Source organism: Rhizobium sp. PRIMUS64 (genome assembly GCF_023006465.1).
Classification (GTDB): domain Bacteria; phylum Pseudomonadota; class Alphaproteobacteria; order Rhizobiales; family Rhizobiaceae; genus Rhizobium; species Rhizobium leguminosarum.
In genome coordinates this window covers 274261-293394 of record NZ_JALBGX010000001.1, presented here as the reverse complement: position 1 = coordinate 293394, position 19134 = coordinate 274261, and the positions used below count along the sequence as shown (strand labels likewise).

The window sequence follows — 19134 nt, the reverse complement described above, 5'->3', positions numbered from 1 at the left end:
AAGCCATGCCTCTGACCATTGCCCAGCGCCTCGATCGTCTCAAAGTTCGCATTGCCGAGTTGGCTCATTGGCGGGATCGACAAAGTGCTGTGATCGACGGCTGGACTTTCGAGGGCGAGCCGATCGCGCATCAGCAGGATTGGCCGCACCGCCAGGGGGTGGTGCATTTTGCCGCGACCGCTGAAGCGCCGGAGGCGTGGCCTCTCGCAGACATTCGCCTGCAGCTCGATCTCGGCGGCGAGAGCCTGATTACGCTGAGCTACCCCGGCGGTGAGACCGAAACATTCGGCCTCGATCCCTATCATCAGGAATTCCCGGTGAAGGGTCGCCGCTTTTCGATCGCAACGGAAACCGTCGCCCGCTTTCCATTCGGCGAACCCAATCGCGCTCCGCGGCTCAACAAGTCCCGGTTTATCTGGCTCGATGGCCCAGCTCACCGCCTGCACCTTCTGTTGAAGCAGGTTGCCGAGGCAATCGATGCGCTGGGTGAACATGAAGTCGTTCCGCATCTGATGGATGCCGCCGAGCATGCGCTGCGCAGTCTCGATTGGCCGTCGGATACGGCGGCTTATATCTCCCGCACATCCGGCGCCGTCATGCAGCAGAAAATCTGGGAACTGCCGGAGCTTGAAGCTAATCCGGCAGGCCTCACGGAAGAGCAAAGTGCTTCGGCAGCCGCGGCCTTCGAGGCTCTGACGGCGCGGCTGAAGGAGCTGCAGAAGCGCTTTCCGCCGAACGGAGAACTGCTGCTGACGGGCCATGCGCATATCGATCTTGCCTGGCTTTGGCCCTATCGCGAGACGCGTCGGAAAATGCGGCGCACCTTCAATACGGCGCTCTCGCTGATGGAGCGCTCCGACGATTTCCGCTTCAATCAATCGACCGCCCATTATTACGCGCAGATGGAAGAGGAAGACCCGGACCTTCTCGAGCGCATCAAGAACAAGGTTGCGGAAGGAAAGTGGGAAACCGTCGGCGGCATGTGGGTCGAGCCCGACACGAACATGCCGACCGGCGAAAGTCTCGCCCGTCAGGTTCTCTATGGCCAGCGCTATTTCGAGAAGACCTTCGGCACGCGCCATACGGTCTGCTGGCTGCCGGATTGCTTCGGCTTTTCAGGCGCGCTGCCGCAGATCCTGAGACAGGGCGGTATCGACAGTTTCTTCACCATCAAGGTCAACTGGAGCGAGACCAATCATATTCCCTCCGACCTCTTCTGGTGGAAGGGCCTCGACGGCAGCCAGGTGCTGACCCATACGTTCGACAATCCGATGCAGGGTTATAACGGCTTCGTGCAACCCGATTGCTACGTGCCGACGTGGAAGAATTTCCGCGGCAAGACGCAGCACGATACCTCGCTTCTGGCCGTCGGTTATGGCGACGGCGGCGGCGGCGTCACGCCCGAGATGGTAGAGCGCGAAGTGCAGTTGCGCGATTTCCCGGCGATCCCGCAGGCACGCTGGGGCACCGTCAAAAGCTATTACGAGCAGGCGCACCGCACCGCGGGGGAAAAGAGCCTTCCGGTGTGGGATGGCGAAATCTATCTCGAACTGCACCGCGCCACGCTGACGTCGCAAAGCGGCGTCAAGCGCAAGCACCGCCAGGCCGAACGTGCGTTAATCACCGCCGAGACCATCGCTTCGCTTGGGCACATGCTCGGAGCAGACAGGCCCCAGAGCCTCGAAGCCGATTGGCGCGTCGTGCTGAAGAACGAATTTCATGACATTCTGCCGGGCTCGAGCATCCGTGAAGTCTATCAGGATGCGGAGCAGGAACTGGGCGGCGTCATCGACCGTGCCAAGATCGAGCAGGCGAGGGCATTGCAGGCGCTGTCGGCCAAGCTGCCGAAGGGCGGGGTTGGCGATGCCCTCGTCGTCGTCAATCCGTCTCTTGCGGCCAGATCGCTCAGCGCAACGCTCTCCGACGGCACGGTCGTCTCGGCCGCCGATGTCGTCGCCCCCCTGTCCGTCGCGGTCTTCGACAAGGGCACCCTCAAGCCCGCGAGTGGGCTGAAGGCCGGCCCCGGCCATCTCGAAAACGAGCACCTCTCGGTCGCCATCGGCAAGGACGGGGCGGTCGTGAGCCTCATCCATAAGGCTACGGGCCGGGAAGCGGTCGACGGCTCGGCAAATCAGCTCTGGGTCTATCCGGCCGACAAGCCGCGCAACTGGGACGCCTGGGACATCGATGCGGATTATGCCGAAAAGGCCGTCCGCCTCGATGCCCCGGAAACCATCACGCTCGTTGAAGAAGGGCCGCACCGAGCGGCGATCCGCGTCGTCTACCGCTACCGGAATTCGAGCGTCACGCAGACCTATGTGCTGACGGCCAACGCCAGGCGCCTCGACATCGAAACGACGATCGACTGGCATGACCGCCGCACCCTTCTGCGCACGCTGAACCCGGTCGCCGCATTGGCCCGGAAGGCAACGTTCGAATGCGCCTTCGGCATCGTCGAGCGGGCAACGCACACGAATACGTCCTGGGAACAGGCGATGTTCGAGGCCGTCGCGCACCGCTTCGTCGATATCAGCGAGCCGGGCTTCGGGGTCGCACTGCTCAACAATGCCAAATACGGTCATAGCGCCCGCGGCAATGTGATCGGCATGAGCCTCGTGCGCGGTCCGATCTATCCGGATCCGCTGGCCGATGAAGGCGAGCAGAGCTTTACCTATGCGCTGATGCCGCATGAAGGCACCTGGCATGAAGGCGGCGTCCTCGACGAGGCGATCGATCTCAATCAACCGCTCGTCGCTGCTGAGGCCAGCGGCCTCTCCACCGGCACCTTCGCGCCGCTTGTGGTCAACGGCATCCCTGTCGCGTTCTCAGGCCTGAAGCCGGCGGAAGAAGGCGATGGTCTCATCCTGCGCCTTTACGAACCAGCTGGCCGGCGCGGCAACCTCTCCCTCGGTCTACCTTCCGGATGGTCAGCATCGCAACCGCTGAACATTCTCGAAGAGCCGATGGAGCGGAAGGGACCTGCCGACATCATGCCGTTCGAAATCCGAACCTGGAAGCTGAAGAAAACCTGACAGCTAACCGCCATACCTGCCGGGAATCAAATGGCCTATGGCAAGCATGTCGCACCATGATTTGAAGAACTGGCGGGCGCTCGTGAAAGCGGCCGCTACCCCCCAGAATTGGATGAGCCGCCGGCCGCATCCAGCGGTCGAAATGCGTCGGGTCGGGCGGCAAAGTTCGCAACTACAAAATCCACGAAAGCGCGGACTTTTGGTGAAAGCTGACGATTGGACGGCCATACGAGCGAGAGCGAGCCGTACGGCACCATGAAGGAGGTCAGGACGGGGACCAAACTTCCGGTTCGCATATGGGGTTCTGCGACGTAGACAGGCAGATGCGCGAGCCCCAAAGCGTCCCGTGCTGCCCGTAGCCCTGCGTCCGTATTGTTGAATGTAAGGCTTCTTGGCAAAATTAGCCGATCGTATGGTGATCGGAATGCCCACGGCGCGAGCCGGCCGCTGGATGGGTATTTGAAGTGAATGCAAGCATGTTGGGAGAGGTCATCAGGCGTCTGCGGTTGCCCATGGCGCTTGAAATAATCGGGACTTCCGCAAACGACGAAATGCTGGTCGCCAAGATGGCGGGCGATCAATCGAGCATCGGCAAGCTCACCACTCCGAACGACGACATCCAGGCCCTCTGCGACCAGGTCTGTGACCTTGTCTTCGAAATCGATGTCCAGTTCGATCTCCGGAAATTGCTCGGTAAAAATGGGCAGAAGCGGCATGAGAAGGTGATGCCCGACGATATGCGGAACGCTGACGCGAAGGCGTCCCCTTGGACGTTCCCGGCTTCGTGAGATTGTGGCCTCTGCGTCATCCATGTCGTCGATGATGCGTTTGTAGCGCTCGTAGAGGACCGCTCCTTCCTCAGTCAGGCTGATACTGCGCGTTGTCCGATTGAAGAGCCGCACGCCCAGTCGGCTTTCGAGACGCGCCACTGCCTTTCCGATCGCAGACGGCGAAACTCCGCCAACCCTGGCGGCTGCGACGTAGCTCTGCTGTTCGACGGCGTGGACGAAGGCGACAACGCTTGCGAGACTGTCCACAATAACACCCGATTAGAGATATTTTGTCCTTTATGTACGTCCACAGGCCACCATTGATCAATATTGCGTAGGAAATATCCTCTGTCTCACGATGCTAGGCGCTTTTCGAGGCCTTATCCTTCGGCTGCAGCCGCAGCGGTCGGGTGATCTCGATTGCCGCCTATTCGGACGGCGTCTGGCAATATCAAAGGAGTGAACGCATGCGGGACTATGCAAAAGAACGACCCGAGCACGCGGAAAAATACGTCGGAGAGAATGACCTATTTCTGGAAATATTTCACGCATACGGCGCTTCGAGGCAGTCCGTCCGGCCGCCTTTGCTCTTCGTCCATGGCGCCTTTACCGGGAGTTGGATGTGGAGCAAATACATTCCTCATTTCATGTCGGCTGGATGGAAGTCTTATTGCGTCAACCTGCGAGGCCACTACAAAAGCAGGTCGGTGGATTTCACAAAAATCCTGTTTGAAGATTACCTGGAAGACATCCGGCTGGTGATCTCCGAAATCGTCGAAGAATGTGGAACTCCTCCCATCGTGATCGGATTCAGCATGGGCGGAATCCTGAGCCAGAAACTGGCGGAAAGTGTGCAGATAGCCGGGCTGGTCTTGATCGATTCCAGCATTTGCAGGGAAGTGCATGCGGAGGCCCCCTATCGCGATTTCGCGTTGCGAATGCCCGGCCTCGTCGTGCCTGCTCCCGTGCGCGAGGAGCAAATCAGTGTGGATGAAACATTCGAGGATATCGAATTCCAGCGGAAGTACCTCTCCATGGAATCTGCAAAGGCATTCAGCGCATTTTCCTTTCATTTCGGGGAGGAGGGGATTTCCATCAAAGGCGAGAAGATCGCCTGTCCCAGCCTCGTCATCTGCGCCATCAATGACGAATCCGATGAACATCGCGGCCGGGCGACAGCGCGTCACATCGGCAGCGAGTATCTAGGTCTCTGGGGTACGACACATACCGGTCTGCTTGTCGGGCAGAGGTATCACGAAGCTGTAAGCCGCATTATGGTCTGGTTAGCGCGCTTTGATGGAAGGCCGGTTTCCGATAAGACGTTATCCTCGACCGCCCGCGAGTAGAGCCGTAAGCCAAGGCTCAGCCTTGCGGACCAAGGCTCGCCAACAGCCGGCTGATATAGGCTTCCAACCCGCCGACCATGTCGAAGCGGGTGGGATCGCGCAGCCAGAGCATCTGAAGGCCGTCCATCACCGCGATCAGTTCGGCCGCCATTGCCCTGCCGTCAATCTTGCCGTCGATCGAGCCATCGGCGACGGCCTCTTCGAAGGTCGCGGCGATGTCATTCTGCAGTTGGGCGGCGCGATCGAGAAACCATCCTTTGGCCGGGTGATCCTTCATCAAGCTCTCGGCATTCAGGATGGCGAAGGCCCTGATGACCTCGACCATATCGGCGTTGCGACGGAAGACCTCGACCATGCCCTTGAGCAGGCCGCGGAGATCGGAACGATGGGGCCCGATGAAGCTTTCGCTTTCGCGATCGCGCTTGTCCAGAATGGCGAGCAGCAGATCGACCTTGGTCGGGAAATGGTGCAGCAGGCCGGGCAGCGACAGGCCGACGTCGCGGGCAACATCCGCGATGGCGGCATTCTGGTAGCCGTCTTCGGCGAAGCGCCGCATCGCAGCCGTCAGGATCTCCGCGCGGCGCGCTTCGCCCTTGCGGGATCTGCGTCGTCGCTTTTCGTCCTGTCCGGTATTCGATTCGGAAAACTCTACCATCGTCTCTCCCGTCCGTTTTTCCTGCGCTCTTTATCCATACATCAGGCTTCGCCAGTTGACATCTTAACAATACCGAGTAATCGGTAGGTTTAAGAGCTACCTTACGTGCTGAGAAGTGCGCGTTTGCCGCCGGATCAGTTAGCACCGCTTGCTCCGGCAATACTTCACGGCAACCGAATTCCATTGAAGGGGAGTTTTGCATGATCGATTCCATTCTCGACAAGATGACGCTCGAGGAGCAGGTCTCCCTGTTGTCCGGCGCCGATTTCTGGACGACGGTTCCCGTCGAGCGTCTTGATGTGCCGAAGATCAAGGTGACGGACGGACCGAATGGCGCCCGCGGCGCCGGTTCGCTGGTCGGCGGCGTCAAGGCGACCTGTTTTCCCACCGCCATCGCGCTCGGCGCCACCTGGAATCCCGATCTGGTTGAGCGCATGGGTGTGGCGCTTGCCCACCAGGCGAAGAGCAAGGGTGCCGCCGTACTGCTCGCGCCTACGGTGAATATCCATCGTTCCGGCCTCAACGGGCGAAATTTCGAATGTTATTCCGAGGATCCGATGCTGACCGCGGAACTCGCCGTCGCCTATATCAAAGGCGTGCAGAGCCAGGGGATCGCGGCGACGATCAAGCACTTCGCCGGCAATGAATCCGAGATAGAGCGGCAGACCATGTCTTCCGATGTCGACGAGCGGACGCTGCGCGAAATCTACTTTCCGCCCTTCGAACAGGCTGTCAAACGCGCCGGCGTGATGGCCGTCATGTCCTCCTATAACCGCCTCAACGGCACCTATACGAGCGAGCATGAGTGGCTGCTGACCAAGGTGCTGCGCCAGGAATGGGGATTCGACGGCATCGTCATGTCCGACTGGTTCGGTTCGCATTCGACGGCCGAGACGATCAATGCCGGGCTTGATCTCGAGATGCCCGGCCCGGCGCGCGATCGCGGCGAGAAGCTGGTTGCGGCCGTGCGCGAGGGCAGGGTCGAAGCCGCCACCGTGCGGGCGGCGGCGCAGCGGATCCTGCTTCTACTCGAGCGGGTCGGCGCGTTCGAGAAGAAGCCCGACCTTACGGAGCAGGCGGTCGACCTGCCGGAAGACCGGGCGCTGATCCGGCGTCTCGGCGCAGAGGGCGCAGTCCTTTTGAAGAACGACGGCATACTGCCGCTTGCCAAGACGTCGCTCGACCGGATCGCCGTCATCGGACCCAACGCCGCGAGCGCGCGCGTCATGGGCGGTGGCAGCGCGCAGATCGCGGCGCATTACGTGGTCAGTCCGCTCGAAGGGATTCGAGCCGCCCTTTCCAATGCCAATAGCGTCAGCCACGCCGTCGGCTGCCGCCATAACCGTCTGATCGAGGTGGCCAAGGGAAAGATCACCGTCGAATATTTCAAGGGACGCGGCTGCCGGGGCACTCCGCTTCATGTCGAGACCGTCGACAAGGGTGAGTTCTTTTGGTTCGAACTGCCGGCGGCCGAGCTCGACCCCACCGATTTCTCGGCACGGATGACGATGCAATTCGTGCCGGAGGAGAGCGGCGATCATGTCTTCGGCATGACCAATGCCGGACTGGCGCGGCTCTTCGTCGATGGCAGGCTGACGGTTGACGGCCATGACGGCTGGGCACGCGGCGAAAACTATTTCGGCACGGCCAATGACGAACAGCGCGGCACGGTAGCGCTCGATGCGGGCAAAGCCCATGCCGTCACCGTCGAATATGACCCGCCGGTGGCGAACGAAGAGGGGATCAACCTCACGGCCATTCGGTTCGGCGTCGAAAAGCCCTTGGGCGAGGCCGATATCGTGGGTGCCGTCGAGACGGCGCTGAATGCCGATGTGGCGCTTCTCTTCGTCGGCCGCGACGGCGAATGGGATACCGAGGGCTTGGACCTGCCCGACATGCGGCTTCCGGGGCGGCAGGAAGAGCTGATCGAGCGGGTTGCGGCCGCCAACGCCAACACCGTGGTCGTGCTGCAGACCGGCGGTCCGGTGGAAATGCCATGGCTCGGCAAGGTTCGCGCCGTGCTGCAGATCTGGTATCCTGGGCAGGAGCTGGGCAATGCCGTCGCCGATGTCCTATTCGGCGATGTCGAGCCCGGCGGACGTCTGCCGCAGACATTCCCGAAGGCGCTTGCCGACAATTCCGCCATCACAGGCGATCCGGCCGTCTATCCGGGTAAGGATGGGCATGTACGCTATGCCGAAGGCGTCTTCGTCGGCTATCGTCATCACGATACGCGCGCTGTCGAACCGCTCTTCCCCTTCGGTTTCGGCCTTGGCTATACGCGCTTCAGCTGGAGCGAGCCGCGCCTGTCGGCGAGCGAAATGGGTGCCGAAGGCGTGACGGTCAGCATCGATCTGACAAATATCGGCGATCGGGCCGGATCGGAACTGGTACAGCTCTATGTGCGTTCGCCGAGGTCAAAGGTAGAACGGCCGGACAAGGAACTGCGCGCCTTCGCAAAGCTTTCGCTGTTGCCCGGTGAGACAGGAACGGCCGAAATGAAGATCATGCCGCGCGACCTCGCCTATTACGACGTCGAGGCCGGCGCCTTCCGCGCCGAAGCCGGCGACTACCAGCTGGTGGTGGCTGCGAATGCCGCGGATATCAGGTTCATCATCGATCTGCCGTCACCACTCGAATATGTACTGCCATCTTCGAATTAAAGGCAGGCTGGCGAGATCCATATCGTATTCGAGCTGAGCCCGGCCGATCGCGCTTGGCGCGTCTGCACCAAGCGTTGGTTCGAGCTGGATCAGGCCGCGTCGGGCTGAGAGCGGAGATTGGTGACGACGCGCCGGTTCTGCACCTTGCAGGAGCGCTCCGTGCAGTCGCGCACTTCGCGGTCGTTGCCGTAGCCCTTGGCCCACATGCGCCTGGCGTCCACGCCCTTCGAGACAAGATAGGCCATCGCCGCATCGGCGCGCTTCTGCGACAGCGTCTCCATTTGGGATGCGGAACCGGAATCGTCGGCAAATCCCTGCAGCTTGAGCAGCCAAGTCGGGTTCTTGTTTAGCCAGATGGCCTGGTTGTCCAATGTTGCCATGGCGACGGAATCGAGCGTGGCGGAGTCCTGCTTGAAGTAGATCCTTCGGCCGACATTGAGGATGAAATCCTCTTCACTGCCAGCCGCGACGGTTTCGAAACCGGGCGCCGGATCGTTGGTCTGGCCGGTCATCGGCGCCGCAGCGGGTTCTTCCAGAGACGCGACCTTGGTTGTGGTGCAGGCGGTAAGCGCCAGGAGCACGGCCGCGGCCATAAGCTGCCTCATGTATCCGGTCGGAGCAGACATCAGCGGATATTCCTCATTCGACCGGAGTTATTTGGCTGACCTGCGCGGCACGTTCAGCCTGGTCGGCAATGTGCGGCAGAACCTGCACCGCGGTGCCGATGGGGCAACGCTGGTAAAGATCGATGGCGTCTTCGTTGAACATGCGGATACAGCCGCTGGAGGCATCCTTGCCGATGCTCCACGGCTCAAGCGTGCCGTGGAAGCGATAACCGGTGTCGACGCCGTCGCGATGCAGATACATGGCGCGGGGACCAAGTGGATTTTTCGGTGAACCTCCGGCCACGAATTCGGGCAGTTCAGGATGGCGCTTGCGCATCTCCGGCGGCGGCGTCCAGCGCGGCCAAAGCGATTTAGCGTCGATCGTGGCGCGGCCAAACCATTTGAAGCCCTCGCGGCCGACGCCGACGCCATAGCGGATGGCCGTCTTGTTCTCCATGATCACGTAGAGAAAATGGTGCCTTGTATCGACGACGACGGTGCCGATCGGCTCGCTGCTGAAATATTTGACAACCTGGCGGTGCCACTTCTTGTCGATCTTGGCGAAGTTGGTCTTTTGGAACGTCACGCCATTGTCGACGGCGGTGCCGGCAAAATTGGAAGATGCGGCGGCGAATGCCGGTTTCTGGACCGCACCGGCGCCAAGTAACGCCAATCCACCAAGCACAATATTTCTGCGTGTCCACGGCATCGGCAATATCCCCCTTAAAGCCAAGCAGCGAAGTGTCAGTAAATCAGATTTTTCATTTGCCACAACAGAAAAATCATATCCTCCCTAAAGGCGGAGATCGGTTCACGGGCCTCCTGTGTCTGGTATTGCCCCATTGTTACTCTGGAATGCCGCGGCGCTTCGAGTTAAAGGGCCGGGCATTCATCACCTTTGAAATCGGCATGTACTCTTTCCGCAACCGCCTGCGAGCCGATGCTCTTCACACGCGGCAGTTCCTTTTCTTGTGCGAATGCCTCCACAAGATCACAAAGCATCTCTCGCGCAACGCCTGGGACCACATGATGGGGCAAATGCCCGACACTTCTGGTCTTCTTGCAGCAAGGTGTAACGCCGCTGCGCTGCCGATCGAGTGCGCAACGATCCTCACCTCCGACAGGTCAAGAGACGTGAGAAGGCGTTCAAGCCAGAAGGACTGTCCCTCAGGTCCACGCTCAGCCGGTGCAGCCGGCGTGCTCAGTCCATAGCCGGGCCGGTCGGGAGCAATGATCCGGAAATCGCTGTTGTCGAAGGGAAGCAAAATTTCCTGCGCAAGACTGCCGCAGCCATGCAGGAGGACGACTTGAATGCCATGTGAGTTGCCACCGCCAAGGATGTGAACGTCCTGATCTGCGACGTGAATTGTTATTCCGAACGTCGGCTGGACAGGCTTCACTAACATGAGGCGCATAACTAAATCGGAAGAAGAAGTTCCCGTCGGGACGGCGCCTACGGCTTTGAGCCGCTAGAGTAGGATGGAAGGGCGGCTCAGCGCTGCCGCCTTATCTGTGCTACCATCATCGCGGTCCCGAAGCGGAAAGATCGAATGCTCCTACAGCGTGTCAGTTTCTATGTGCTTCTGGTCCTCGTGACCATTGCGTTCGTCGCCGTCGTGCTACCGTTCTATTCGGCGATATTCTGGGCAGTCGTCCTCGCTATCATCTTCTTCCCGCTTCACGCCCGTATCGAGGCGCGGCTGGGTGGGCGGGGAAACCTCGCTGCAGCGCTGTCTGTGTTGATCTGCCTCTGCGTCGTTATCATTCCCGGGCTGATCGTCCTCAGTTCACTCGTCCAGCAGGGCAACCATCTCTACCAACGTATGGACACCGGCGAGATCGACGTCCGGAGCTTTATTCATAATCTGCAGGAAGCATTGCCCTTGTTCCTCCGCGACTGGCTCCGGAGCATCGAGCTGAACGGCGTCGATACGCTTCAGGACCGCGTTTACTCGGCATTGATGCAGGGCGGCGGTTTTTTTTGCCGGACGCGCCTTGAGCCTCGGTCAGAACACCGTGCGGTTCTTCGTCACCTTCGGCGTGATGCTCTATCTCCTATTCTTCATGTTCCGGGATGGGCGCGCCCTTGCCCGCGCCATCAGAAGAGCGCTGCCTCTCAGCGATGCCCATACACTTCGCTTCACCTCCAAATTCACTTCGGTCGTTCACGCGACCGTGCGAGGCAATATTATCATCGCCATCATCCAGGGTTCGATCGGCGGAATCGCCTTCTGGGCCCTTGGCGTCGAGCCAGCCCTTCTGTGGGGCGTGCTGATGAGTTTCCTGTCGCTGCTGCCTGCGGTCGGCGCCGCATTGATCTGGGTCCCCACGGCCATTTACCTGGCTCTGGCCGGCTTTTGGGTGAAGGCGATTGTGCTGGTTGCGGTAGGCGCCCTCGTCATCGGTCTTGTCGATAATCTGCTGCGGCCGTCCCTGGTCGGCAGAGAGACCAAGCTTCCCGACTATGTTGTCCTCATTTCCACCATTGGCGGCATTTCTCTACTAGGCATCAATGGTTTCGTGATCGGGCCGCTGATCGCCGCTCTCTTCATCGCCGCTTGGGGGATATTCGTGGAGGAGGAGGGCACGTCGGATTCCTGACGATGCGACCGGAGCATTTACCGATGGCTTCCGGAACTTTCGTCTCCCTGACCGGTTTCATAGATTCGAACCATCATCATGGGGGTGGAGCCATGAGCGCTCCGGGTGTCGCCGTCTTCGATAAGACGCTGCAAACTACAAATATGCGGCACGACGATCTGATGGCCGAGCAGGGACCTGATCGGCAGCTAGTCTGCGGTGAACGACGAGCTTTCATCGACGCCCGGGCGAGGTGCGGAACGTGCGCCACGGACTGCCGGCAGAAGTCCAGGCGCTCTGGCCGGATCCGGATAGCGACACTCAGTCCCCATCGAGAGGGTGGCAGGAGCCGCAACCACGTCGTTTCGGAAGCGACTCTCACCGGAACATTCGACGTCCACTAACCGTAAAAGGCAGGAGGAAAGACCATGAAAGTGTCAGAGATCATGTCTCGCGATGTAGAAATCGCCAACCCTAATCAGACGATAGCCGAAATCGCGAGATGCATGGCCGACAGGCAGATCGGCTTCCTGCCGGTCGGCGACAACGACCGGCTCGTCGGAACGATCACGGATCGCGATCTCGTCGTGCGTGGGCTTGCCGATGGACTCGGGGGCGATGCAAAGGTGCGCGAAGTCATGTCACGCGATGTCAAATATTGTTTCGAAGACGAAGATGTCGACGACGTGACCCGCAATATGGGGCAGGTCCAGGTTCGCCGCCTTCCCGTCGTCAATCGTGACAAACGCCTTACCGGCGTCATCTCGCTCGGCGATGCGTCCCTGGCGGACACCGCTGCAGCGGGAGCCGGGTTGAAAAAAGTTTCCCGACCGGGCGGCGCTCATGCACATTAGAGGAGGATGATTTTAGGCCTGAAGAAATCAGGATCCTGTCGTTTGAGATCATTCATCATTGAGATGGCAAGCCGACAAATGCCCCGGTGCAATTTCCTTTTTCACCGGCACTTCCATATGACAGCGGTCCATCGCGAACGGGCATCTCGGATGAAAGTGACAGCCTTTCGGCGGGTTTATCGGGCTGGGGAGTTCGCCATCGACGGGTTTGAACTGTCGCTTGCCGGGTTCGATGCGCGGCACCTCGGCCAAGAGCGCTTTCGTGTACGGATGATTGGGCCGCCTGAAAACCTCCTCGACGGGCGCCTCTTCGACGATGCGGCCGAGATACATGATCGCAACGCGGTCGGAAATATGTTCCACAACGCCGAGATCATGACTGACGAACAAGTAGGTCAGGTCAAGCTTGTCACGAAGTTCCATGAACAGGTTGATGACCTGAGCCTGGATAGAAACGTCGAGCGCCGCGACGCTTTCGTCACAGACGAGGAATTTCGGCTGCACGGCGAGCGCGCGCGCAATATTGACGCGCTGCCGCTGGCCACCGGAAAACTGGTGCGGGTATCGCTTTTTCATGGCCGGGTCGAAACCGGCCAGCATCAAATATCTGTCGACATAGGCGTCGCGCTCCGCCGAGCGGGCAAGCCCATGCGTTCGAGGCGCCTCCCAGATAAGCTCCTCGACGGTCATGCGCGGATTGAGAGCCGCCATCGGGTTCTGGAAAATCATCTGGCTGGCGAGACCAAACTGATGCTGCTCGCCTTTCGACATGGCGCTTCGATCCATCCCCTTCCAGAGAATGTGGCCCTGGCTCGGCGAGGTGATCCCTGCAATGGCGCGGCCGAGCGTCGACTTCCCGCAGCCGCTTTCGCCGACAAGGCCGACAACCTCTCCGGCCCGAATGCTGAGGCTGACGTTGTCAAGCGCGTGAACGACAGGCGCGGGTTTGGCCAGCTTGAGCTTGAGCGCGATCTTGGCGGCCAAATCGGGCTTGGCTCCGAAGCGCTGCGACACGTTCCTCACTTCGATCAGGGGCGCGGCGGTCGCGGTCATCATGCTAATTCTTTCGTTACGGGATGAATGCAGCGGAAGGAGCGATCGCCTTCCGGCATAAGCGCCGGCATGACCAGGCAGCCGTCGGTTGCCCGATCACAACGCGTACGAAAACTACATCCCTGTGGGAGGCGGTTGATGGCCGGTGTCATGCCGCGGATCTGGTGAAGGGGCTCTCCGCGTCTGTTTTGCGAAGGCACCGACGCGATCAGACCGGCAGTGTAGGGATGGTGAGGATCAGTCAGAACCTTGCCCACCGGTCCGGTCTCGACGAGGCGGCCGGCATACATGACGGCGATCTCGTCGGCCAATCTTGAAACGATCGCCAGATCGTGCGTGATCCAGATCACCGCCGTATTTCCCTCTTCGGTGAGTTTCTGGAATTCAGAAATGATCTGGCTCTGGATCGTCACATCAAGCGCCGTTGTCGGTTCATCGGCGATGATAAGGTCCGGCTTGTGAAGAAGCGCGATGGCAATCGCCACACGCTGGCGCATTCCGCCGGAAAACTGATGCGGATAGGCGGCAAGCCTTTCTTCAGGGCTTGGTATTCCAACCAGCGCCAAAGCATCACGCGCCCGCTGCCGGGCGGTATCCTTCGGGACTCGCTCGTGTGCCTGAACGGCTTCCACCATCTGCGTCCCGACCGTCAGGACCGGGTTGAGCGTCATCGTCGGATCCTGGAATACCATGGCGATCCGCTTGCCGCGCAGCTGCCGCATCTCTTCGTCCGAATATTTCGCGATGTCGGCGCCGTCGAAGATGATCCGGCCGCCGGCAACCCGGCCGGGTTTATCGAGGAGCCGCATGATCGAGAAGCCGGTCACCGACTTTCCGGATCCGGATTCTCCCACAAGACCAAGGACCTTGCCGCGCTCCACCGTGAACGACACATCATTGACGGCGCAAAGGCTGGGGCGTCCCCTGCCGCCGCCGAATTCGGTGACAAGATTGCTCACTTGCAGCAACGGGGTCATGACATGTTCCTCGGGTTGAGCACATCGCGCAGCCGGTCACCGACGAGATTGATCGCCGCGATCGTGACCAGAAGGGCAATGCCGGGAAAGAAGCTGATCCAGTAGAGGCCCGTCAGAAGATACTGGTAGCCCGTCGAGATCAGCATGCCGAGCGAGGGTTCGGTCACAGATGCACCGAGACCGAGGAAGGACAAGGTTGCTTCGAGGCCGATTGCCCTCGCTATCTGCATCGTGGCGATGACGATGACCGGCGCAAGACAGTTCGGCAGCAGGTGCCTGAAGAGGATGCGCCATCCGGGCAGGCGCAGCATCCGGGCCGCCTCGATATATTCCTTCTCGCGCTCGACCAGAGCGGTGCCGCGGACCGTGCGGGCATAGGTCGCCCACTCGGCGATGATCAGTGCGATCACGACATTGGGCACACCCTTGCCGAGCACGGCGAGCATCATGAGCGCCATCAATATTGTGGGAAACGACAGCTGCAGGTCGACGAGCCGCATCATCGCGGTTTCCATGCGCCCTCCCATGTAAGCGGCGAACAAGCCGGCTGAGGTTCCGATGATGGCAGCGGCGAAAGCCGACAGAACACCCACCAGCAAAGAGGTGCGCAGCCCATAGAGGATGCCGGACAGGATATCGCGGCCCTGGCTGTCGGTACCGAGGTGATAGACGAGCCCGGTCATGGATTCGGACCCCGGCGGCAGTCGTCCATCCATGATGTCGAGCTGCATCAAATCATAGGGATTTTGCGGAGAGATCCATGGCGCAAACAGCGCCAGGCAACAGATGATCACCAGCGTGAGGAAGGCGATCGCAGCTGCCGGAGAGCTGAAGAAATCCGCGATCCCTTTCGACAGACGACTGGGTTCGGGCGTTGGAGCGCTTGTATCTTGCGTGTGTGGTTCGGCCATGGGGTCAAGCCTTTCCTTCCAGCCGGACCCGCGGATCCAGAAGGGTATAACAGATGTCGATGATGAAGTTGAGGACGACGAAGAGCAGCACCATCATCATCAGGTAGGCGACGATGACGGGGCGATCGAGAAGGTTGATCGAGTCGATGATGAGCTTGCCCATGCCCGGCCACGCAAAGATGCTTTCGGTGACGACCGAAAAGGCGATGAGTGAGCCGAACTCGAGACCGATAATCGTCACCACCGGGATCATCAGGTTCTTGAGAACGTGCACGGAAATGATCCGCCGCTCTCGCAATCCCTTGGCGCGGGCAAACTTCACATAGTCCTGGGGAAGGACCTCCTGCACGCCGGCACGGGTCAGCCGAAGAATGAGCGACGTCTTGAACAGAGCCAGGTTGAAGGCCGGCAATAAAAGGTGCCGGATGCCGTCTGCGGTCAGAAACGACCATTGTGCGCCGAGCAGCTCCTGCGTCGGGCCGCGGCCATTCGTCGGCAACCAGCCGAGCTCGACGGAAAACACCATGATCAGCATGAGACCGACCCAGAAGGTCGGAAGCGAGAAGCCCAGAATCGAGCCGCTCATGATGAGCTTGGAGGAAATCCGATTGGGGTAGAGCCCTGCATACAGCCCAAGCGGCAAGCCGAACAGCAGCGCGATGCCGAGAGCCGTGATCGCCAGTTCGAGCGTCGCTGGGAGACGTTCGAGGATCAGACCCAGCGCCGGCCGCCCATAAACGAAGCTGTTGCCGAAATCCCCGTGCAGACCGCCCATAAACGAAGCTGTTGCCGAAATCCCCGTGCAGAAGTCCTTGGAGAAACAGCAGATACTGTTTCCACAGCGGCTGATCCAGACCGTAATGCGCGATGACGAGTGCCCGCTCCGCCTGATTGGCGTCCGGGTTGATGAGGATGTCGACCGGGTTGCCGATCACATTGACGCCGATGAAGACAATGATCGTCATCGCGACAATGACGAAGAGCGCCTGTATCAACCGCCTGATAATGGATGTGACCATTGAACCTCTCCCTACAGCGCCGCGCGTCTTTTCGAGAACCGCAAAGGACGCTGTAACACTTTGAATCTAGGCGACGGAGATGGCCATCCCGTCGCGCTGCGGATCGGCCGCGCCTTTCGAGATGCCGCCTTCAATCTTGATCGCGTGGACTGCGGCGAACGCATATGTCTGCGGCGACCGCGCCACCTGATAGCCTTGCGCCCGAAGCTCGTCTTCGACAGAGTGTCGAATGCGATTGCAGATGTCGATCGTGTTTGACACCCCTACGATCCTCGGCGCCGAGACGGCTTCGAGCACGGACATGTCGAAATCGATCATGTTCATCAGGCATTGCGCAACGGCGGGCGCGATATAGCTGCCGCCTGGCGCTCCGATGACGATGCTGGGCTCGCCGTCCTTGAAGACGATCGTCGGCGCAGCCGAACTTGGACGCCGCTTGCCGGGCGCGATGGAGCCGGGCTTACCGGGAACCGGGTTAAAGCGGCTCATCGTGCCATTGTACATGAAGCCGAGGCCGTCGGTGATCGCGCCCGAGGGACTGCCGAGGGTGTGGGTCATCGCGACGGCATTGCCGTCCTTGTCGATCACCGAGATATGCGTGGTGTCGCGCTGCGATCCATCAAGGCGCGATACGCTGGCGATCTCACCTGCCTTGATCGCGCCAGCATGCGCCTTTGCATGTTCTTTCGACAGCAGCTTTTCATAGGGCACGTCGACATAGGCGGGATCGCCCATATGCGCGTCCTTGTCGATCGTCATCCGCTTCATGGCCTCGAACAGGATGCGGACATGTTCTGCGCTGCCATGCTGCAGCGAGCCGACGTCGAACTGCTCCATGATATGGAGGAGTTCCAGCATCGGAAAGCCCGAGCCTGGCGGAGGCGAGGTGGCGATGCGGTTGTCGCGGTAGTCGCCCCAAACCGGTTCTACCTTCGACAATTCGTAACGCGCCAGATCCTCCCGATCGATCAAGCCGCCATTTGCCTTGAAATCGCCGGCGATCTGTTCGGCCAGTTCGCCGTGATAGAAGATGTCCGAGCCACCGCTTCGCGCGATGCGTTCGAGGGTCTCTGCCATGTCCTTGTTGACGAGCAGGTCACCGACGTTCTTGAGCATACCGTCGTCGTGGAAATAGGTTCTCCGGCCCGTTGCAGAAAAGCGCAGCTTGTCGAGCGTGTTGGCAAAACCGTCATTCGACTGGTCCTTGGCCCAATACCAGTGCATATGGTTTCGGATCATGAAACCGTTACGGGCAAGGCGGATAGCCGGCTTGATGAGATCGGCCCAATCGAAGGTGCCGTAGTCGCGCAGCGCGGTCTCATAGCCCTTGAGCGAGCCGGGGGTGCAGACGGCAAGATAGCCGATATCGGAAATATTGCCTTCAAGCACATAGCCGAAACCGTCGCGGCTCTGGTGCTTGATCTTGTCGAGCCACATGTCCGGCGCAGCCTTCAACGGCGCCCGCGCATAAAATTCGAGGATCTCGTGCACGCCCTTTTTCGGCATGTAGACATGCATGGAGCCGAAGCCGCCGATGCCGGCCATCTGCGGGTCGACCACACCTTGGACGAAGGCACAGGCGAGTGCTGCGTCGATGGCATTGCCGCCGCGTTCCAGAACTTCCGCACCGGCTTCGACTGCCTCCGGCTGAGGCGCTACGATCGTTGCATTTCTCATTTCGCGCGCCGCCCCTCCAGCACCTTTGCCAGGAAGGCCTTGACGTGGCCGAGAACTTTCATCCGGTCGTGAGAGACGCCTGGAACACGATCGAACGTCACATCGACACCCGCTTCGCGGAATGAGCCCGCCAGGGCGGCAAGGCGCTCCGGCCGCGTTTTGCCGGCGTCGTTGGCGCCATCCATGTAGTATTTGCCACCCGGCTTATGGGTGATTTCCCAGGTTTCCAGATCGGCGTCGCCGACGATCATATGCACCGGCACCATGGCGAGATATTCGGGCTGGAAGGCCTTGCCGAAGCGCGCCTCCAGATCCCGAATGCCGACCCACCAGTCACGCGTCGGATCCAGAAGGGTGACGGAACCAGGTGCGCCGATCGATGCCGCCCAGAGCCTTTCCGGATGCAGGATTGCGAAACGGTGCACGAAATGCCCGCCGCCGGAGAAGCCGAACATGGCGAATTTGGACCAGTCCTGGCGGTATTTGTCGGCCATCTCCGCGACCATGGCAAGGACGACCTGATCGTAGCGGATGTCGCCTTCCTCAAGAAACTTGTAGCCGGAACGCGCACCGTCGCCGAGAACGCCGACCGGGAAGATCGGGCAAAGGATGGCACAGTCGTTGTAGAGCCCGAATTCGGCAAAACCGTCGCGGAAGTCGATGGCCGACGTGCGCCCGGTGCCGTGGACCGCGACCAGGAGGTCGAGCTTGCGGCCGTCTGCCGCCGTCGGTGGCACATAAAGCACCATATGGAGGCGGGGATCGGCCTGAGAGGCGAAGATGGCCGTCTGGCCATAGTCATAGATGGCCTTCGCCCGGGCGACGGCTTCGCCCGTTCCAAGTTCCTGCATGAATGTCTCCTGGGAGATGAAGAAAGGGACGGCCTTGGTGCGGCCCCATGCTGCTGTTTTAAACCGCGTCGCATCGAATGGATCGACGCGACGCACTTCAAATCTTTATTTGTCCCAAAACCGCGGCACGCTTTTGGACGG

The 19134-nt window shown here is 60.3% G+C and carries 14 protein-coding genes and 2 pseudogenes; 5 read left to right on the top strand and 11 right to left on the bottom strand.

The genetic code is table 11. The features are described from left to right. Positions 1 to 5 precede the first annotated feature (5 nt). A complete protein-coding gene (locus MOV76_RS01335; RefSeq protein WP_247263612.1) occupies positions 6 to 3032 on the top strand; it encodes a glycoside hydrolase family 38 C-terminal domain-containing protein in 3027 nt (1008 codons plus the stop codon). 95 nt (positions 3033 to 3127) lie between these two features. Here the strand turns inward: MOV76_RS01335 and MOV76_RS01330 are convergent, their stop codons facing one another. After that, on the bottom strand, positions 3128 to 4069 hold the full coding sequence (locus MOV76_RS01330; protein ID WP_247263611.1) for a LysR family transcriptional regulator: 942 nt from the start codon (positions 4067 to 4069) through the stop codon (positions 3128 to 3130). Between the two features lie 200 nt (positions 4070 to 4269). Here MOV76_RS01330 and MOV76_RS01325 point away from each other — a divergent pair, with 200 nt between their 5' ends. Continuing rightward, positions 4270 to 5148, top strand: coding sequence for an alpha/beta hydrolase (locus MOV76_RS01325; protein ID WP_247263610.1), 879 nt, complete (start codon positions 4270 to 4272; stop codon positions 5146 to 5148). Between the two features lie 16 nt (positions 5149 to 5164). Here MOV76_RS01325 and MOV76_RS01320 read toward each other — a convergent pair whose 3' ends face one another. Further along, a complete protein-coding gene (locus MOV76_RS01320; RefSeq protein ID WP_247263609.1) occupies positions 5165 to 5803 on the bottom strand; it encodes a TetR/AcrR family transcriptional regulator in 639 nt (212 codons plus the stop codon). 200 nt (positions 5804 to 6003) lie between these two features. On the opposite strand from MOV76_RS01320, the gene MOV76_RS01315 reads away from it, so the two are divergent. Next, positions 6004 to 8466, top strand: a complete 2463-nt coding sequence (locus tag MOV76_RS01315) for a glycoside hydrolase family 3 C-terminal domain-containing protein (RefSeq protein ID WP_247263608.1) — start codon at positions 6004 to 6006, stop codon at positions 8464 to 8466. 89 nt (positions 8467 to 8555) lie between these two features. On the opposite strand, the gene MOV76_RS01310 is transcribed toward MOV76_RS01315, so the two are convergent. The 3 genes from MOV76_RS01310 to MOV76_RS01300 all read right to left on the bottom strand — a co-directional run bounded on the left by MOV76_RS01310 (position 8556) and on the right by MOV76_RS01300 (position 10477). Further along, complete coding sequence (locus tag MOV76_RS01310) at positions 8556 to 9092, bottom strand: OmpA family protein (RefSeq protein ID WP_112907780.1); 537 nt, start codon at positions 9090 to 9092, stop codon at positions 8556 to 8558. Positions 9093 to 9105: 13 nt separating this feature from the next. Continuing rightward, a complete protein-coding gene (locus MOV76_RS01305; RefSeq protein ID WP_026242340.1) occupies positions 9106 to 9780 on the bottom strand; it encodes a L,D-transpeptidase in 675 nt (224 codons plus the stop codon). Positions 9781 to 10018: 238 nt separating this feature from the next. Then, positions 10019 to 10477 carry an alpha/beta fold hydrolase gene (locus MOV76_RS01300; protein WP_247263627.1) on the bottom strand — a complete coding sequence of 153 codons (459 nt, stop codon included), beginning with the start codon at positions 10475 to 10477 and terminating at the stop codon, positions 10019 to 10021. Positions 10478 to 10621: 144 nt separating this feature from the next. On the opposite strand from MOV76_RS01300, the pseudogene MOV76_RS01295 reads away from it, so the two are divergent. After that, positions 10622 to 11672, top strand: a pseudogene (locus MOV76_RS01295) (AI-2E family transporter). A 407-nt stretch (positions 11673 to 12079) separates the two neighbouring features. Continuing rightward, the gene (locus tag MOV76_RS01290) at positions 12080 to 12505 is read left to right on the top strand and encodes a CBS domain-containing protein (protein WP_017957358.1); all 426 of its coding nucleotides are present in this window, start codon (positions 12080 to 12082) and stop codon (positions 12503 to 12505) included. 48 nt (positions 12506 to 12553) lie between these two features. Here the strand turns inward: MOV76_RS01290 and MOV76_RS01285 are convergent, their stop codons facing one another. The 6 genes and pseudogenes from MOV76_RS01285 to MOV76_RS01260 all read right to left on the bottom strand — a co-directional run bounded on the left by MOV76_RS01285 (position 12554) and on the right by MOV76_RS01260 (position 18993). After that, positions 12554 to 13558 (bottom strand): ABC transporter ATP-binding protein, encoded by a 1005-nt coding sequence (locus MOV76_RS01285; protein ID WP_247263626.1) that lies wholly within the window; start codon positions 13556 to 13558, stop codon positions 12554 to 12556. Beyond that, the gene (locus MOV76_RS01280; RefSeq protein ID WP_247263607.1) at positions 13558 to 14535 is read right to left on the bottom strand and encodes an ABC transporter ATP-binding protein; all 978 of its coding nucleotides are present in this window, start codon (positions 14533 to 14535) and stop codon (positions 13558 to 13560) included. Before MOV76_RS01280 ends, MOV76_RS01285 begins: the two co-directional genes overlap by 1 nt. Continuing rightward, positions 14532 to 15446 carry an ABC transporter permease gene (locus MOV76_RS01275; protein WP_210069248.1) on the bottom strand — a complete coding sequence of 305 codons (915 nt, stop codon included), beginning with the start codon at positions 15444 to 15446 and terminating at the stop codon, positions 14532 to 14534. The genes MOV76_RS01280 and MOV76_RS01275 overlap by 4 nt, the downstream gene beginning before the upstream one ends. Before the next feature lie 4 nt (positions 15447 to 15450). Next, positions 15451 to 16465 (bottom strand): annotated as a pseudogene (locus MOV76_RS01270) (ABC transporter permease). Between the two features lie 66 nt (positions 16466 to 16531). Continuing rightward, positions 16532 to 18142: a gamma-glutamyltransferase gene (ggt, locus tag MOV76_RS01265; protein ID WP_247263606.1), complete on the bottom strand. Its 1611-nt coding sequence runs from the start codon at positions 18140 to 18142 to the stop codon at positions 16532 to 16534. Further along, positions 18139 to 18993: an alpha/beta hydrolase gene (locus tag MOV76_RS01260; RefSeq protein ID WP_168278751.1), complete on the bottom strand. Its 855-nt coding sequence runs from the start codon at positions 18991 to 18993 to the stop codon at positions 18139 to 18141. The genes ggt and MOV76_RS01260 overlap by 4 nt, the downstream gene beginning before the upstream one ends. Positions 18994 to 19134 lie beyond the last annotated feature (141 nt).

What these genes read in the sequence shown, in the direction of transcription:
- MOV76_RS01275 (WP_210069248.1), bottom strand. Translation starts at nt 15,446, where the DNA reads ATGGCCGAACCACACACGCAAGATACAAGCGCTCCAACGCCCGAACCC.
- MOV76_RS01315 (WP_247263608.1), top strand. Translation starts at nt 6,004, where the DNA reads ATGATCGATTCCATTCTCGACAAGATGACGCTCGAGGAGCAGGTCTCC.
- MOV76_RS01320 (WP_247263609.1), bottom strand. Translation starts at nt 5,803, where the DNA reads ATGGTAGAGTTTTCCGAATCGAATACCGGACAGGACGAAAAGCGACGA.
- MOV76_RS01285 (WP_247263626.1), bottom strand. Translation starts at nt 13,558, where the DNA reads ATGACCGCGACCGCCGCGCCCCTGATCGAAGTGAGGAACGTGTCGCAG.
- MOV76_RS01300 (WP_247263627.1), bottom strand. Translation starts at nt 10,477, where the DNA reads ATGTTAGTGAAGCCTGTCCAGCCGACGTTCGGAATAACAATTCACGTC.
- MOV76_RS01280 (WP_247263607.1), bottom strand. Translation starts at nt 14,535, where the DNA reads ATGACCCCGTTGCTGCAAGTGAGCAATCTTGTCACCGAATTCGGCGGC.
- ggt (WP_247263606.1), bottom strand. Translation starts at nt 18,142, where the DNA reads ATGAGAAATGCAACGATCGTAGCGCCTCAGCCGGAGGCAGTCGAAGCC.
- MOV76_RS01260 (WP_168278751.1), bottom strand. Translation starts at nt 18,993, where the DNA reads ATGCAGGAACTTGGAACGGGCGAAGCCGTCGCCCGGGCGAAGGCCATC.
- MOV76_RS01305 (WP_026242340.1), bottom strand. Translation starts at nt 9,780, where the DNA reads ATGCCGTGGACACGCAGAAATATTGTGCTTGGTGGATTGGCGTTACTT.
- MOV76_RS01335 (WP_247263612.1), top strand. Translation starts at nt 6, where the DNA reads ATGCCTCTGACCATTGCCCAGCGCCTCGATCGTCTCAAAGTTCGCATT.
- MOV76_RS01290 (WP_017957358.1), top strand. Translation starts at nt 12,080, where the DNA reads ATGAAAGTGTCAGAGATCATGTCTCGCGATGTAGAAATCGCCAACCCT.
- MOV76_RS01310 (WP_112907780.1), bottom strand. Translation starts at nt 9,092, where the DNA reads ATGTCTGCTCCGACCGGATACATGAGGCAGCTTATGGCCGCGGCCGTG.
- MOV76_RS01325 (WP_247263610.1), top strand. Translation starts at nt 4,270, where the DNA reads ATGCGGGACTATGCAAAAGAACGACCCGAGCACGCGGAAAAATACGTC.